At 51.9% G+C, this 17,096-nt stretch carries 8 protein-coding genes; 1 reads left to right on the forward strand and 7 read right to left on the reverse strand.

Features of this window, described 5'->3' with window-relative positions; translation table 11 throughout:
* Window positions 1-117: 117 nt before the first annotated feature.
* The 5 genes from G9G54_RS13190 to G9G54_RS13210 all read right to left on the reverse strand — a co-directional run bounded on the left by G9G54_RS13190 (window position 118) and on the right by G9G54_RS13210 (window position 13,912).
* The gene (locus G9G54_RS13190) at window positions 118-3,513 is read right to left on the reverse strand and encodes an AAA family ATPase (protein WP_165178414.1); all 3,396 of its coding nucleotides are present in this window, start codon (window positions 3,511-3,513) and stop codon (window positions 118-120) included.
* A complete protein-coding gene (locus tag G9G54_RS13195) occupies window positions 3,510-4,694 on the reverse strand; it encodes an exonuclease SbcCD subunit D (RefSeq protein WP_165178415.1) in 1,185 nt (394 codons plus the stop codon). Before G9G54_RS13195 ends, G9G54_RS13190 begins: the two co-directional genes overlap by 4 nt.
* Before the next feature lie 28 nt (window positions 4,695-4,722).
* On the reverse strand, window positions 4,723-8,733 hold the full coding sequence (gene addA, locus G9G54_RS13200) for a helicase-exonuclease AddAB subunit AddA (RefSeq protein ID WP_165178416.1): 4,011 nt from the start codon (window positions 8,731-8,733) through the stop codon (window positions 4,723-4,725).
* Entirely contained in the window at window positions 8,730-12,296 is a 3,567-nt protein-coding gene (addB, locus tag G9G54_RS13205) for a helicase-exonuclease AddAB subunit AddB (RefSeq protein WP_165178417.1), read from the reverse strand. Before addB ends, addA begins: the two co-directional genes overlap by 4 nt.
* Before the next feature lie 236 nt (window positions 12,297-12,532).
* Entirely contained in the window at window positions 12,533-13,912 is a 1,380-nt protein-coding gene (locus G9G54_RS13210) for a class I SAM-dependent rRNA methyltransferase (protein WP_165178418.1), read from the reverse strand.
* 288 nt (window positions 13,913-14,200) lie between these two features.
* Here G9G54_RS13210 and G9G54_RS13215 point away from each other — a divergent pair, with 288 nt between their 5' ends.
* Window positions 14,201-15,223, forward strand: coding sequence for a Na/Pi cotransporter family protein (locus tag G9G54_RS13215; protein WP_165178745.1), 1,023 nt, complete (start codon window positions 14,201-14,203; stop codon window positions 15,221-15,223).
* Here G9G54_RS13215 and G9G54_RS13220 read toward each other — a convergent pair.
* The gene (locus G9G54_RS13220; protein ID WP_165178419.1) at window positions 15,213-15,647 is read right to left on the reverse strand and encodes an NUDIX hydrolase; all 435 of its coding nucleotides are present in this window, start codon (window positions 15,645-15,647) and stop codon (window positions 15,213-15,215) included. The two genes, G9G54_RS13215 and G9G54_RS13220, sit on opposite strands and share 11 nt — an antisense overlap.
* Window positions 15,648-15,751: 104 nt before the next feature.
* Window positions 15,752-17,095, reverse strand: coding sequence for a tRNA (N(6)-L-threonylcarbamoyladenosine(37)-C(2))-methylthiotransferase MtaB (gene mtaB / locus G9G54_RS13225; RefSeq protein WP_165178420.1), 1,344 nt, complete (start codon window positions 17,093-17,095; stop codon window positions 15,752-15,754).
* Between the last annotated feature and the right edge of the window lies 1 nt (window position 17,096).

Genomic DNA, 17,096 nt, shown 5'->3' on the forward strand with positions numbered 1-17,096 from the left:
GACGGGAAGATTTCTTCCGCAGCATACGTCCGCCGGGGTGCTGTATGATTAACTTGTCGGCTTGGCTGTATTATAACAATAGTTTGAAACTGTATCTGTGACCTGTATCACATTACTTCAAAAAGTTTCCATAACCACACGTGAGCCGCCTCCAGCCTGCTCTGCTGGAAGAACAACTAGCTTGCGCGGAAGACGGGCCCGTAGTTCAGGCACATGACTAATCACACCAACAGACAATTGATCGTGGTGCAGCTTTTCCAGTGAAGTGATCACTGTGTCAAGCAGCTCAGGGTCCAACGTTCCAAAGCCTTCATCCAGAAAGAAAAATTGCAGAGGGTATTGGCCCCGCAATTGAATTTGAGCCGACAGCGCAAGCGCAAGCGACAAGGAGGTCAGGAATGTTTCGCCACCGGACAAGGTCGATACTGGACGTTTGACCCCACCGTTGGCATCGTCACTAATGACAAAACCACCGCTGGAATCTACCTCTAGCGCGTAACGTTGCTTGGTCAGAAAACGCAGGCGGCGTGAAGCTGACTGGCTGACCTGCATGAGCTGCTCCTCGGCAATATATTCAACAAAGGCATTGCCACGAAAAACAGACTGGAGCTTGGACATTTTTTCCGCTTCGCTACGCAAATGTATACGATTGGACTCCAGCTTCATCCAGCGGACGTGTCGATGCTGCAAGTCCTCTAAATCACGCTCAGCCTTGGCGCGATTCTGAAGCGCCTCTTCGTCGCGTGTACGGCAATCGCGCAGCTGCGCAGTGGTCGTTTCCCACTGTTCCTTTGTTACCGTTGCTCCATTCAGCTGCTCTTCGACATGCTTTAAGCGGGAAGACAGCTCTTTTTCTCGTTCTCGATGCACACTCACTTCACGTTCATAACGTGCGACTTCTTCCGGTCCCAAGCAACATTCCATAACCTCTGCTTCCGTAGCAAAAGAGGAGGCTTCCAGACGGCTGCCCCAACGGGACTCTGCCATCAGCCGTCTCTCTTCTGCCGAGTCGGAGGCCTGCCGGGCAATCAGTGAAGCATGGACGGCTTGCTGCTTGCGTTCTTCCGCTTCGGTACGGCGGCGTGCCGCGGCTTCGGCTCCGTTTTTCAGCCCCAATAGTCGCGAGTACGCTTCTTCCAGCAATGAAGCCGCTTGGCCATCTCCAACCCATTTTCGGAGCTGTGCTAGCTTTTCACGAAGCGAATCATCTTTGCTTTGGAGCCCTGTACGACGGGCAATAATGATTTTGTCCTCCTCGATGATACTCTGCTGTATCTGTTGAACACGCGCCGCCTTTCCTTCGAGGAAGGTCACACTCGTCTCCAGCCGGGACCGCAGCTCTTCCGCACGCCCGTCGCGCTCCTGCATGGCACGGTAACGCTCCGCAGCTTCGCTCGGAGCGACATCCGGCAGCTGCGCCGCCCATTCGGCGCGCAGCCCCTCGCTGCGCGTGGTGCATGCCTCGCGCTTGCTGCGTGCCTGCGTCAGCGCTGCAGCTGCTGCCTCCTGCTCGGCAGCAGCACGGATGCGCCGCTGCTGTCCGGCGGCGTCTGCCTCGCGTAGCGCCTGTGCCTCGGCAGGCAGTGCATGCGCACGTGCGGCTAGCTCTGCCGCAGCACGCTCCAGCGCCGTGCAGCGTTCCACCCAAGCGGCAATACCCCGCGGCTCTGCTGGCGCTGCCACAGGCGTGAAAGGCTCGCCCGTGGCGGCAGCGCCGCTGTCTGCGGTGGCGGGCTGCGCCAGCAAGCTGCGCTGCTCGTGCAACTGCTGGCGCAGTGTGAGGCGCAGCTCCTGCAAACCAAGCCGCAGGCGGTGCAGCTCATCTGGCGCAGCGGCATCCGCGCTATGCGCCGCAACGACGGCAGGCGCGGGGTGATGCAGCGAGCCGCACACTGCGCACGGCTCGCCTTCGCGCAACTCGGCAGCGAGATGCTGTGCGAGACGCCCCAGCTCCTCCGCACGGAGCTCGTGGCGCAGTTGTTCTTCCTCGGAGGCCAGTGACGACATATCGGCGGTGATCTCTGCCTCCAGCGTCAGCAATGCCTCAATGCCATCAGCTGCCTGTGCAGCAAGGGCAGAACGCCGTGCCTCTGTCTCCTGTGTCTCCTGGTCCGTCAGCTTTAGACGTTCGTCAGCTTGCGCAAGCCGTTTCTCCTGAGCGGCATACTCCAGTTCAGCTTCACGCAATTGCTCATTCGCGATTTCCAGCTGTTGCAACCGTTGCACAGCCTCTTGCAGCATACGCCGCTCATCTGCCCGCACTTCATTTTGCTTTAGCTCTTGTTGAAGCTCCTGCTGTCGCTTCAAGCCTCGCGTCTGTAGCTCTTGTTCCTTTGCGAGTCCTTCTGCATGTTCAGCAAGGGTTTGTTCGCTTTGCACAAGCTCGGCCGCCAGACGGTCTCGTTCAATACGCAATGCTTCCGTATCACGCTCCAGTTGAAGTGCCTGCTCTAGTTGGTCGATCCGAAGCAATAGCTTCGGTTCTTCGGCACTGAGTGCTTGCCGGGCCTGCTCATCTGCTTGCGCAGAGACAAGCGCAGCCTCCTGCGCGGTAGCGGCCAGGACTGCCACTTCTTCGGCAGTCTTATGCCGCTTTTCCGCTTCAGCAATGGCTTCCTTCCAATCCGTCAGCGCAGGCAGCAATGCCTCGGCTGAAGTTGCTTGTCGAAGCTTGTGCTCCAGCAAAGCAATGCCTGGCTCCTGTGCTGCCAACTGCTCCAGCTCGTTCGATCTTTGGCTGAGCTCGACAACCAGCTCACGGGTTTTGTTTAGCGCCTCCCATTCACGTGAGACACGCTCTAGCTCACGACGCGAAGCTTCTGCATTGGCAATCGCCTCTTTGAGACGCAACTCTACATGTTCAAGCGCTTCAGCACTGGCATCCCCCAGCCCTTGCTGCTCCGCCTCTAACGCTTTCAGTGCGGTATCGTTATCTTTCACACGACGGCTTAGCTTCTGTGCAAGTTGGTCTCCGTACTTCTCCAGATGGAACAAACGCTGTAGCATCTGTCTGCGTTCACTGCCTTTTAAGGACAAGAATTCCGCAAACTTTCCCTGCGGCAACACGACAGCTCGTGTAAAATCGTCCATTTTCAGACCGATATACTCCTCCACACAGCGCGTCACATCCTGCACCTTATCGGCAAGCACTTCCTCGCCATCCTCTGTTAACGCAATAAAACGGCTAAGCGTATTATTAACCGATACGCCTCCAGCACGTTTGAAACGTCGTTCTACACGGTAACGACGAGGCCCTTGAGCTGACATTAATTCAAACGTAAATGCAACAGACAATGTATCCTCAGCATGATTCATAATGCCTTGTGTACCATTCACTGCCCGCTCCACTTTACCGTACATAGCCAACGTAATGGCATCCAGCAGCGTTGATTTTCCACTACCCGTTGGGCCAAATATCCCGAACAGTCCAGTTTCGGTCAAATCGTCAAAGCGAATTTCCTGCGACTCCCGGTAGCTTTGCAACCCCGCCAGTTTTAGAAGGATTGGTTTCATGCGTCATCCTCCTCAGCGTGGTCTCTTGCATCATCCTGTTCCACCAGTTCCAGAAACAACTGCACTAATCCGTCATCTGGCTGTGCTCCACCTGTCTGCCGCTGATAGAATGCCCGGAACAACTCATGCACTGGCAGTTCTGATCGTTGGTGCTCCAGCTGTGCGGCAGCCATTTCTGGATACATTGGGCGAATATGAATGATGCCTTCACGGCTTTTGCGCAGCCGCTGAATATCTCCCATCGACATCGCTTCATCCAGCGTAATTTCCAGATCAATAAAGGCATCGGCATCCAATCCTTCGTCCAGCCAGCGATATACTTCCTCCAGACCTCCCCGTGCGCGCCACCTCACTAATGGGCGTCCACTGGTAATATACAGTTCCTCGACCTGAGCAGGCTTGCCAGCAACCACGTCAATTAACGTAACCGATTTGGCTTGTCCGGCTTCGGAAAAGCTATAAGCCAGCGGCGAGCCACTGTAACGCATCAGCCCGTCTCCCTTCACATATTGGGGACGATGCAAATGTCCTAGAGCCGTATACTGTGCCCCAATACTCAAAGCAGACGGATCTACGGTATACGCCCCCCCGACCTGAATCGGGCGTTCCGAGTCCGACTCCAGCCCGCCGAGCACATAAATATGGCTCATCGACAAATTAACGGTGTCAGGCCGAAATGCTGTACCCAGTTGTGACATCAGCAAGCCCACACGGCGACTGTATGCCTCGCGCAAGACTGTTTCATCTCCGTCTTCAGACAATAGCTCGTTCAGACGAGACTCGGACGGATATGGCAAGGCTGCAATGCATGCCATTTCACCCGTTCGCGGTGTACGAACGCGTACCGCTTCCCCATGGGGCAGTCCCAGCAACGTAATTCCACGCCCGCTCACCAGCGGTGTGACCGAGGATACCCTTTCCGGCTGATCATGATTGCCCGCAATGACGACTAGTGGTCTTCCTCCAGCCGTGAGACGGGCAGACGTTTCATAAAACAATTGCTCGGCTGCGGCCGAAGGATTGACTGAGTCGTATACGTCTCCAGCCATCATAATCAAATCAGCCTGCTGATCGTCAGCCATTTTCGCCAACTCTTCCAAAAACGCCTCCTGCTCCTTCAAACGGCTGCGTCCTTCCAACGTGCGGCCCAAATGCCAATCACCCGTATGCAAAATCCGCATGCTATTCCTCCTCTCCCTATCTATATAACTACAGCTGTACACTCTCTCCAGCTTCTAAAAAATACAGCCACTTCTCAGCAACCTTTTTGCTTGTAATCTCTTCGATCACACGGGCATACAGCTCCAATTGAAAACGATATTGGGCTGTTAAATGGGCAAGTGTACGATATTCAGATATCCGATCTGTTTTATAATCCACCAGCACGTGTCCTTCGGGAGTTTCAAACAGACAGTCAATAATCCCGTTCATCAGCACTTTATCGCCGTCCTGTCCAGCTTCCGAAACTGTTTCTTGTCCTGGTGACATCGATGGTAAGCTGTGGTTCCAGTAATCGGTTGCCCGCATGGTATAAGTAAACGGAAGCTCTCTTTGCACATGGGATGCCCCCAGCATCCTGCTACCCAGCTCACTAGTGAAAAAGCGTAATATTTTATCCGTATCTAGCGCCTTTGCATGAACATCCAGTAACATACGCTGATTGAGCAAACGAGCCTTGGTTTCCTCAATAACTTCGGCGCTCATCCCCCCATCTAATGGCAAATGCAGCATCAACGTATGATAGACTGTTCCTCGTTCCGTTGGAGTCAGTCGCTGATTCCCCATAAACTTAGGTCTGCGCAAGTGTAATTGACTTCCCCCAGTGTGAGAATCCTCCCAATCCTCCGGTGACTCTGCTAGTAGAGAGTTAGATAGATTCAGCCAATCGTCCGAACCCATCTCCTGCATTTCCAGCCATCTTTTCATCTCAGTAACCGATGTATTGGCTGCCGTCTTGCCAGCCCGTTCATACGGATAGATCCAGGAAAGAGCAGCTTCAATATCCGTTTCACTCTCTTCGTTCAAGTCGATTAGCTCCGCATTTCTCAGTGCTTCTGTCTTCTTTTGGCGCTCTTCGCCCGACACCTCTTCCTCATGATCTGAGTTCACACGAGAGCCAGAAAGTGTTTCCGAGGCGACGATTTTAAATAACCAGTCTGTTCCCGGCATATGTTCCAGCCTGTGATAGTACCCATCCTGATCGCCTGCCGCTTCCCTCAACAAAGTAGCAGAAGGATGCCGAATCAAAGCAGGACCTACCCAGTCCAGATAGCTGCGGCCTGCCGCCAGCATATAGTCTGGTAAGACCGTTTCCGTATGTTCTTTGGCACGTGCCCAACCCGCTGCGCGCGAAGCGAGATCCTTCACGGTTCCGGTCATAATCAGCTTTTCACGCGGACGCGTAAGCGCCACGTATAACACCCGCATTTCCTCAGCCAATAGCTCCAGCTGTGAGCGTCGGCGGATCGCTAAATTAGGCAGCGTAGGGTAGCTGACACGATTTTGTTCCTCCACATATTTAGGACCAAACCCCAACTCCTTGTGCATAAGAAACGGCGCATTGAGATCCTGTTGATTGAACATTTTTGCTGTCCCAGCAATAAACACGATAGGGAATTCAAGTCCTTTACTTTTATGAATGGTCATAATACGGACAGCCTGATCGGGTTCAGTCCCCCCGCTAATGGATCCTAAATCACCGCCTCGCTCCCGTAGACGGGAAATGAAGCTCAGAAATCGGAACAATCCTCGGTTGGACGTAGAAGTCTCATACTGTCTCGCTCGGTCATATAGCGCCCGCAAATTGCTTTGACGCTGTGAGCCGCCAGGCAGTCCACCGACCCAATCCAGATATCCTGTTTCCTCCAGCACATTCCAAATCAATGCACTTAAGCTGCCTTGTCGGGCTTCCTGCCGCCAGGCTTTCAAATTACGCAAAAATGAACGTAGTCGAGCAGATAACGTATTCCCATCATTTCTATTACCAAAGTCAGATGAAGATAAAGAGTCCTTAGGGAAAATATCCAACTCCATAATGTCAGCTGAGATCCCTTTTTCACTTTCTTCCAGTGGGTCAGCTTCTGCCGCCGCCAGCAATGCGTCATAAAATAATCCATCCGGCTTCTCCAACCGAATTTGTGCAAGTTCATCTTCGGTCAAGCCAATAATCGGCGAACGAAGCACGGATGCAAGCGGGATGTCCTGCTGCGGATTATCAATAATGTGCAGCAGAGACAACATCACCTCAACTTCCGTTGCTTTAAAAAAGCCTGTCGTCTGCTCCCCTGAAGCCGGAATGCCCTCAAGCCGCAGTTCCTCCACAATTAGGGGGGCCCACACGCTTGCCGAACGAAGCAAAATGACGATATCGCCGTAGACTGCCGGGCGCATCGCTTTTAATCCTCTGTCGTAAATCAACAGTGGTTGTCCAGTGTCTCCGGTCAGTTCTTTAATCCGTTGCGCGATCGCACGAGCCTCTAACTGTGCCGTTTCCAGCTCCGCAAGCTCACTTTCCTGTAGAACAGATTCGTCCCCCGTTTCGGACAGCTCTGAAGCCTCGGAAAGACCCTGTCCACCCTTATCAACTAAGAGCAGCTCAGGTGCGTATACAGGTGCGGTGTCTTGATCCGACGGGTCGGGATAGGATGCGCCGTGTACCAGCCAGGCTCGTTCATCGTACTCAATTTCCGCCACATCCACACTCATAATCTGGCGGAACACCAAATTGACCGCATCGACAACCTCCTGCCGACTGCGAAAATTACGCGCCAGATCAATTAAAAAGCCATCTTCCTGCTCCTGCATGCCGTACCGTTGATACTTATTCAAAAACAGACCCGGCTCCGCCAGCCGAAACCGATAAATACTCTGTTTCACATCGCCCACCATAAAACGGTTACCCGGTTCCTCCCGTGATACCAGCCTAACGATATCTTCCTGTACGGTATTCGTATCCTGATACTCATCCAACAGCACCTCGTCGAATTGCGCCTTATATTCGAGCGCAGCGTCGGAAGGTAGCAGCTTGTACGGAGTAGAATCGGGATGTCGTAATATTTTCAGACAATAATGTTCCAAATCCCCGAAATCCACCAACCCTTTTGACTGCTTGTGCTGTTGAAATCGTTCCCCGAATACAACCACGGTTTCTACCAACTCGTCCATCAGCGGAGCCGCGGCGTGTAGCTCCTCCCAATAGGCTTCTGCTCTCCTGCCAAACAGGGATGCCTTCATATCTGTAATCATTTTTTTGGCTGCTTCGCGCAACGTCTTAACCCGTTCCTGCAACGCAGGCTCAGTCTGATCTTTTTTGACCGGCTTGAGCTTACCGAAGGCAGCTGTCTGAAAATGATCATATAGAGATGCCCACGGCTGTGTCTCCAGCTCTTGCAGCAATCCCTTCACCATCGCCGCATCCTCTTGTAGAGTCACGGCATAAGGTGCAGGGCCGCCGGGCTGCATAGCTGTTTCATGCGCCTGTTCCAGCAAGCTCGCTGCTCCGCGCAAAGAAAGTACGGCATCCGCCAAAATGCTGCGAACCCAGGGAGTCTCTCCCAAAGCGGCTACATCCTGTACACGAAATGCTGCCGCTGTCTCACGCAGCCAATGTTCTGGCCAAGGATGACTTTGAGAAAAATCATACAACCGCTGAACAAGCACGTACATTGCATCATCGGTGCGTTCTCCACTAAACCAGTCGACCAGTCTGCGGAATGTACTGCCTTCATCATGAGCCTCATATTTCTCCTCAAACAGTTCTTCTAGAAGCTCCTGACGCAGCAATTCTGTCTCATGCTCATTCATAATCCGAAAACCAGGATCAAGAGGAATGGCCTGATAATGCCTGCGGATGACCTCCATACAAAATGAGTGAAGCGTCGTAATCGAGGCCCGATTCAGCAACGACAGCTGGCGGCGTACATGCTCACTTTCCGGTTCCTGTTCCAACACACGTTCCAACGCTTCGCGTATCCGTTGACGCATTTCGGCGGCTGCAGCCTTCGTAAAGGTTGCTACCAGCAACCGATCCACGCTGAAGCCAAGCTGGGGATCGACAATTTTACGGATAATACGCTCTACGAGCACCGCTGTTTTACCAGACCCTGCCGCTGCCGCGACCAGCATGTTGTTACCCGATTCCGAAATGGCACGCCACTGGTCATCGCTCCACATACTGCCTTCCGGCTTCGGCATGTCTTTAGTGTTTGACGTGCCTATCATTGGTCCATTCCTCCTTTCCCTTCCTGTGTATGACCCAGCAGATTCCAGATTTGATCCTTACCGGGTTTACCCCATTGATTGTAGCCACTGCCCTCCAGACTGTCGTCAAATTGACAAACAGGCTTATAAGAACAGAAGGTACAAGCCGTCTCTTGCTGGATTCGATAAGGTTCAATGGCCACATCGCCCTCTGTCATCCGTGTGCCAATCGTCCGAATATTATTACGCACCGAAGCTAGCAGGCTGTCCCACTGTTCCGGCGAAGCAACCGAAGCACTGCTATAAAAACTGCCGTCTGCTTTCACCGCAACAGGTAAAATAGAGGAATATCCTTTGTCCAATGCTGTATCCATTTGTCCAACTACATCCCGATCCGCAAGCAATAATCCCTTCATCTTAAAACGTTTCAAAAGCTCCTGACGAGCCTGTTCTGCGCTAAGACCGTTAGGCGACTGCAACATCGGATTGTGGACGTGAAAATACAGGGTACCCGCTGGATAAGCTGTCTCGCCCAACCATTCCTCCGCCGCATTCAGCAGCACATCCAGGTAGGTGAGCATTTGCAAGGACAGGCCATAGTACACTTCATGCAGCTTGAGATCCTTTTGGCTAGATTTGTAATCGATGACACGCAAAAGTAACCCCTTTTCTCCCTCTGCCACATCTACACGGTCAATCCGTCCGACAATTTCCATCACAACGCCGTTATCTAACCGGAAGCTTAACGGAGGAAGCTGCTGACCCGGTCCAAAGTCCAACTCCAACCCAATCGGCTCAAAACTACCTCTTCGCGCATGTTCACCTAAAATCAACGAAGCACGGCTCACGATGTCTTTCAATTTGCGCAAAATGTAGCCATACCGCTTGGAACTCATTAAAATCTCGCCTTGCAGACGAGGAGCCAAACGCTCCACTGTACTTTCCGCCTCTTGTCGGCATTCCTCGGTGCTGAGACTGCCCCAGCTGACATTGCGTTTACGCAGATTGATCGCCATCTCTCCAAGCGCTGCATGGAATAATTGTCCGATATCCGGGGCCTTCAGGCGATACATTTGACGTTCCTTCAAACGAAGACCGTGAGAGGCAAAGTGCGAAAATGGACATGCCACAAAACGTTCCATACGAGATACGCTGGTACGCAGCTTGCTACCATACAGACGGCGGCTCGTTTCCTTCTGCATTTCGGCATGGTTCTCATAAAAAAGTGAGGTCAACAGCTGACGCAGCTTGTCCTTCTCACTCCCTTGCTGGCCTGCATACCAGTTATATACCTCCCACCAAGGAGATAAAATGTCACCGCCACGTCGCCAATGCCGTAATTGCGCAATGAGCTGCGGCAAAGCCTCGGACGGATGAGAAGCATACTCCCATTGCGTCGTCCAAGCATCCCCAGGCAAAGGGTATCCAGCCAACGGACGTTCGTCCAGACTAGGAAACAGGTGCCGCACATGTCGTACTAACTCAGACGGCAACAATGACTTGCCTTCTTCATCAGTCACTGCATAGCTCATCCACAGGCTTTTACCAGCTGAGGTAAGGGCCGTATAAGCAAGAAAACGTTCGTCCAACAAACGTCTTGTCATATCCGGCGCCAGCTCTACGCCTCGTTCGTTTAATGCCATACGCTCCTGCTCATTCAGCACACCGTCCTCATGGAATACAGCCGGCATCACACCTTCGTTCATACCTAGCACAAAGGCATGTTGAATACCGGACACACGTGTACGGTCCGTGTTTCCGACCAGAACCTGATCCAGAGCTGGCGGAACAAGTCCCATACGGAACTCGGCCAATCCCGTTTCCAGCACACCCGCAAACAAAGAGGTATCCAGCCTCTCATCACCCATCATTTCGACGATTTGATCCAGTAGTTCAAGCACTGCATCCCATACCTGACGATGCTCCTTGGCCTGCTCAGGTTTTCCTACTTCCTCTGCCTGATGAATGAAGGCGTCCAGCTTGTGGCCGATTTCTGCATCTTCCAGTAACAGATATACCGCTTCACACTTCTCAAGTGCAGTTCGTGCCTTGCCCACACGTTTCTCAAACGCACGTAAAGGCGTCACGATCACATCCCGGCACAGCTCCATCAAATCCAACGTTTCATCCCGCCTACGGTTCCGTTCCTGCTCCTCCAGCTCCAGTGACAAGCTGGGCACAGCCTGCCACGGCCGACCATCTGTCCAACGGCTGCCTTGTATTCCGCAGGCCAGAACATAGTTTTCCAAACGGTCCATCTCCTCGCGGCTCACCCGACCGTCCAGCGGCAGTAGAAGGTCTGTTTTGACCGCACGGAATACATCCTCATATCGCCAACGCCGCTGCACGATATCCAGCGAAGCCCGAATCAATTCCACCAAAGGATGATGTAATACACTTCTTCGCTGATCCAGAAATACTGGAACCTCATACTGTTTGAATATCGGTTCCACCCATGGCTCATAATCTTCAATATGACGTACAAACAGAGCCATCTCCCGGTAACGCGCGCCTTCATCTCGGGCCAGACGGCGCATTTCGCGTACAGCCCCTTCCAGCTCTGCACGGCGATTAGCCGCAGTGTACAGTTTTATGCCCTCCGGCTGTTCTTCTGTCCACTGCTCTCGTAGCTGCTGCAGCCGCATCCGTTGTTCCTGATTCCGTAACCCTGTACGATGTTCAAAGTTAGCCTCCAAATATGCCAACGCTGGACGCTCCTTAAATCTCGGCAGCGGATCAGGGCGCAGTAATTGTGTCTGCGTCTCTATCATCAGCTCGTCCGCCATTCCTTTGAGCTTTACATACGTAGCCGCCGAAGGATGAAACAAATCCAACTCATGCGGAAGCTGTCCGCTCTCGTAGCTACGGTTGCAAGTCAGCGCCACCGTCAACGAGGAGGCATGCAGCATAAGTTGCTCCACCACCTTGTATTCATGTGGTGTAAACCTACGGTAGCCATCCATCCAAATGTCTGCTCCACGCACAAGGGAAGACTCCGCAATCTGTTCTGCCAGCATGCGCAGCGTATCTTCACCGTCTATATATTTAAGCGTCAGCTCTCGTTCAAAATCCTCATAGATTAGACTGATATCTTTGAGCTTGCCGCGCAAAATCGGAGTTGACTCTCCCACAGCGTTCATTCGCTCCAGTTGCTCGGGTACAGACCGAGTATCATTTCCATACTGCTTTAGCTCCGTAAACAATGTATTCAACCGATCCACAAAGCCGAGCTGGTCTCCCGAATCCTTAAACAAGCTCAGTTCATCCTTGCGACGACGAATAATTTTATATAAAAGCATCTTCTTGCCTTCTTCCGTTACAGGCACCAGTGCTGAACCCCCGGTTTCCTGCATAACTAAATAGGCAAGACGATGAAATCCCATCACTTGGGCGCGCACCGACCCCTGAATACCGTTTCCGGCTTCTGTAAGTAACGCTTGCTCGGAAGCAAATGACGATTGCTCCGGTACAAGTAACAGCATAGGCTTACCTAGCGGCTCCTCGCGTAACATAGACGTCATATCATTGCGGATTAACGTACTTTTACCACTACCAGAGCGGCCAATCAACAAGCGGACCGACATGATGCGGCCTCCTTTCCAACGAACAACATTCTATTAAACAGTATAGCATATCAGGCAAGGGAGAAAAGAACGTACGTTTGCCATGTTGTAGCAATTCATCCTCCCCCTAAAAATAAATCAGTCCCGCAGGTTGGCTTGGTGCATGCCTTCTCTACAGGACTGATTTATACCTAAAATGAGTCTATTTTACCTATTTAATCACCAAAAAGGCGATTGACTTTGACTTTGTATGAAACCTACAGCTGTGTCCGGCTGCGCACCTCAAAGATGGCGAATTTCAAGTAATGGCCTTCCTCCACACCCAAAATTTGAGGATGGTCCTTACCAGCCGCTCTCCAGTCTACCAGACGAAGGATTTTGCCGGCATCTGCCGCCGCTTCCTTAATAGTGTCCAAAAACAGCTCTGGCCGCATATGGAACGAACAGCTCGCTGTCACCAGATAGCCGCCCTCATTGACAAGTTTCATCCCATGCAGGTTGATATCTTTATACCCACGTGTAGCTCCTTTGACAGCGTTCTTCGTTTTGGCAAAGGCTGGCGGATCGAGAATGACCACATCAAAGGTGCGTCCGCCACCTGCTGTCAGCGGATTGGATGTATCTCCTTTGCCCCCGGCTCGTGCATTGCGTTCCTCTACACCTTTCACTTGATTGCGCAAATATTGAAAAGCATCGTCGACGACAAACTCGACGCGTTCCTCAAAACCGTTCAGCTTGACATTATCCCGCGCACTTTCAATCGCATGCTCAGAAATATCAAGACATGTTACTTTTTTAGCACCATGTTTACATGCATTGAGCGTAAAGCTTCCCGTATGTGAAAAACATTCCAATACGGTTGCGCCATCCCAGAATGGGAATTCAACAACCTTACCACTTTTATTCACTGGCTTCAAGACCGTTGTGCCCGCATCCCCTGAGTCTGCAGCTACTTCTTGTAGCGTAATTCCACTACGTGCTCCCCAACCTGTCATCAACGGTGCTATAGCCGCACGATTTTCACGCTGGTCAAAGAAATACCCCGTCTTCTGGCCCTCTACGATATCAACCTTGATTTGCAGGCCATTTTCCGTCACCACCACATGACGCGGGCAATCACCGTACAAAGGACCCTTCGTTTGTTCCAATCCTTCCAGCTCACGGATGGATACATCACTGCGCTCATATATACCAGCAGGACCCACTACTTCAACGAGCGCATCCCTGATTTCTTCCCTGCGCCGATCCATGCCAAGCGTTAACAACTGCACGACTAACACATCACCAAATCGATCTACAATCAGTCCAGGCAAAAAATCAGCCTCGCCGTACACCAACCGATAAGCGTTTCCCCCGGTCACAAAACGTTCGCGGTGCTCCAGACATTTGCGAAAGCGTTGGGCAAAAAAGTTTTGATCCATTGCTTCCAGCGGCTCGTAGGACATCACACGTACTGTAATTTGTGAAGCCGGATTATAGTAACCTGTCGCCAAATAACGCCCCTGATGGTTAACGATGCTGACCAAATCGCCTGCCTCTGGGTCACCCTCAATCTTGGCTATTTCGTTTTTAAACACCCAAGGGTGTGCGTGCTCCAGCCTTTTTTTACGGCTGCGTTCTAATATTACTGAAGGCAAAATCCTTCACTCCCATTCTTGGATTACTCAAAGTGTTAAAACGTTGTTCGATAGGGGCGCGGCTCCGCGGATCATTTGATCTTACGATCACTGTTGCTTTTCCAGATTCAAATGATCCGCTTCGCTACTGCCCGCCTGTATATCGACGTCACGCTTTTAAAGCTTGTGAAGATACTACAAAAATTATCGTTCTATAAAAAAACAGCTCGGCCATGCTTGTCATGGCTGTCCTCGGTAGATCATAGGCTGTTACATAAGTATTTTCACCTAGAAAAGGGGGCTATGCCCGTGTTTATACATGTTATACTCCCGCTGTGCGGCGGGCTGTTTATTTTTTTGGGCGGGATGAAGCTGATGGAAGCAGCCCTCCGGCATTTGGCCGGCCCCTTCCTCACCCGCTGGCTGAACCGCGCCACAGTTTCCCCTTGGCGGGGCATGCTGTTCAGCTCAGGCATTACCGCCTTGCTGCAAAGCAGCACCGCCGTAACGGTGCTGACGATCGGACTGGTTAACGCCGGGCTATTGACCTACGGCCGCACGCTCGGCATCATTCTCGGCACCAATATCGGCACCTGCCTGACCACCGAGCTGATGGGGCTCCAGCTTGGCATGCTGGCTGTTCCGCTGCTCTGCGGCTCATTGCTATGCTGGAGCACTGCCGTCCTGTGGGGTGAAGCTGTCCCCAATCGCCAGTATGCGTCCGCCGGAGCTTCACCCGGCTCCAATGGGCTTAGCCGTCCGCAGGCTGTACAATATATCAGCCTCGTCTTTGCTGGATTTTCGCTGATTCTGGCAGGTATCCGCGTAATGCAAACAGTCGGCCCCTGGATTGAGCAGGCCGGACTATTCCGCTGGTTTCTTGATCACGCTGCGGCCAACATGTGGTGGGCCTTCGCTGCTGGAGCCTGCCTGACCGCGCTGGTTCACAGTAGCGCAGCCGTCATTGGCATGGCGATTAGCCTTGCCGCTGCTGGAGCCTTGCCAGCCGATGTGGGGATCGCCATCGTCATCGGCTCCAATGTAGGCACCTGCGTAACCGCCCTGATTGCCGCTGTTGGCGGCAGCGTGTCCGGCAAATTTGTAGCCTGGTCCCACGTGCTGCTGAACGTAGGCGGAGCCTTGCTCTTTATGCCGTTGATCCCTGGTCTGGAGATGGCCGCTGCCTGGATATCTACCGAGCCCGGAGCCAAGGTAGCCCATGCCCAAACTCTGTTTAACGTTATTAGCTCTCTGCTGGTCTTGCCTCTCTGCTATCTACCTGTGTGGACGCGTTTAGAGGATCGTATATCTCCCCACAGAATCAAACATTAATTCCTAGCATGGACAGCGCCTTGCTTAAAATGACATCATTATTGTCATATCCACCCTGGCGCTGGAGACGCCATGCTTCCTCAGGCGTATGCCACGCAACTCCTTTAATTTCTTCGATCTGTGCCTGTAAATCCCCATCCAGTGCCTCTACGAGATAATAATGTACTTCTTTATCTACTTCCCCAAATTCTGGATGCTGATACGTATAAGCAATCATATCTACATGCTGGATAATCCGCCCGATCAACCCTGTTTCCTCGCGAATTTCACGTAAAGCCGTCTGTTCGATTGTTTCTCCCAACTCCATTTTCCCTTTAGCCAAGGATACCTTGCCATATCGGTCAGTAATGAGCTGAATTTCAAGCTGCTCCCCCTGTTTGCGAAACACAACGCCGCCTGCGGAAATTTCCTTTTTTGCTGCCATCCTGTAATCTCCCTTCCTTGCGCAACAAGGATTCCGTCCTCTCTGTAAGGAAAGGCGAAATCCTTGTTTGCCATCTCTATTGCCTGTTCAGGCTTTTTTTGTTCTTACAGAGCTGTTTGCAGCCCATTCTCTAGTACGCGGACCAATTGGCCTTCACTTTCATTAATGCCTGCCTTCGTCAGCTTCACGCGGCATACCTTGCCAACCAGATCCTCAGTACCTTCAAACGCCAGTTGAATATAATTGTCACTATATCCATGGAGTATGCCGCTATCTTCGGTCCCTTTCGGTGCAACTTCCGGAATGACCTCCAGCACCTGACCTACAAACTTCTCAGCATACGCCAATTGCATTTGCTCTGACAGTTGTATCAGCTCATGCACTCGTGCATTTTTCACGTCTTCGTCCACCTGATCCTCCATACGCGCCGCAGGAGTTCCACTGCGCTTGGAGTACGGGAACACGTGCATTTCCGAAAAATCGATTTTTTTCATCAGCTCATAGCCATTGCGGAACATTTCATCCGTCTCCCCAGGGAAGCCGACAATCACATCCGTTGTAATCGCTACATCTGGCATTGCTTTGCGAATCATAAGCATTTTGTTATAAAACTCTTCTGTCGTGTACTTGCGACGCATCCGTTTCAACACGGTGTCGTCCCCCGCCTGAAGCGGTATGTGAAAATGACGAACCAGCTTGGTGGAACGATTCAGTACATCAAGCATTTTTTCATCAATCTGGCTGGCTTCAATCGAACTGATACGGATACGCTCCAGCCCTTCCACCTTCTCCAGATCCCACAGCAGATCAGATAGGTCATAATTATCCATGTCATCACCATAACCACCAGTATGGATACCTGTGAGTACAATTTCCTTGTAGCCTGCGTGTACCAGTTGGCGCGCCTGTGCAATAATGCTCGCAGCGTCACGACTGCGGGATAGACCCCGTGACCACGGAATGATGCAGAAGGTACAGAAGTTATTGCACCCATCCTGAATTTTCAAAAATGCCCGAGTATGATTAGCAAAATCAGGCACATCCATTTCCTCAAATACACGCGTTTTCATAATATTGCGCACGGCGTTCACCGGTTGACGCGTCCCTTGAATTTCCTGCACGAACGGAATGATTTTGTCCCGATCCTGAGTCCCGATAACGAGATCAACGCCAGGAATATCCATAATTTCGGCAGGAGAAGTCTGGGCGTAACAGCCCGTCACTGCCACTATGGCATCTGGATTCCGGCGAATCGCACGGCGAATGATCTGACGACTCTTTTTATCGCCGGTATTCGTAACGGTACATGTATTAATAAGATAGACGTCAGCAGTCTGCTCATCAAAGTCCACCTGTTCATAACCTTCATTTTTAAACAGCTGCCAGATCGCTTCTGTATCATAAAAGTTAACCTTACAGCCCAATGTGTAAAATGCCACTGACGGCATA

The sequence above is a fragment of the Paenibacillus sp. EKM212P genome (assembly GCF_011066115.1).
GTDB classification, from domain to species: domain Bacteria; phylum Bacillota; class Bacilli; order Paenibacillales; family Paenibacillaceae; genus Paenibacillus; species Paenibacillus polymyxa_B.